The sequence below is a fragment of the Candidatus Symbiothrix dinenymphae genome, assembly GCF_001431085.1.
On record NZ_BBRU01000347.1, the window covers coordinates 1 to 485 of the forward strand.

Here is a 485-nt window from a genome sequence, read left to right on the forward strand (position 1 = left end):
CCATTGGTATGCCCAATCAAGGCAGTTCAGTGGTTCCAAAACCAGAAACAAATCCTCATCCAATGGGGTTATTTCTTTCCTGTGAGAGTTACAATATTGAGTGAATTTGAAATGATATTCCTCATTTTTTGCCGAATATGTTCCGATAAAGTAGGTTGTCGGATTATCTAAGCAATCCTCGGACAAAATGACAACGCCATTTTTATCAAGATATATACTCCCAATGCCACAATCCGTTTCTATCTCCGTGTCGCAAACATCAAAGTCCGCAGGAGCCCATCTGTAACATTTGCCGGAGGCTAATGTTAGATTTTTAATATCTGCCGGCGCAGTATCAACGCTCTCACCAAAACTCTCACCAAAACTCTCAAACGCATTATCCAGTAAACCTGTTTCTGCGGATATGTAGAGTAAAAGAGCCACAATACCGACTACAACACTCCATATTTTTTTGAGTTTAGATTTCTCCTTTATTACAAGTTTTT

1 protein-coding gene is annotated in these 485 nt (G+C 39.4%); it reads right to left on the reverse strand.

Features of this window, described 5'->3' with window-relative positions; translation table 11 throughout:
- Positions 1-423, reverse strand: a 423-nt coding sequence (locus ASC50_RS04255) for a hypothetical protein (RefSeq protein WP_158648410.1), incomplete at its 3' end; no start/stop codon positions are given.
- Positions 424-485: the final 62 nt, after the last annotated feature.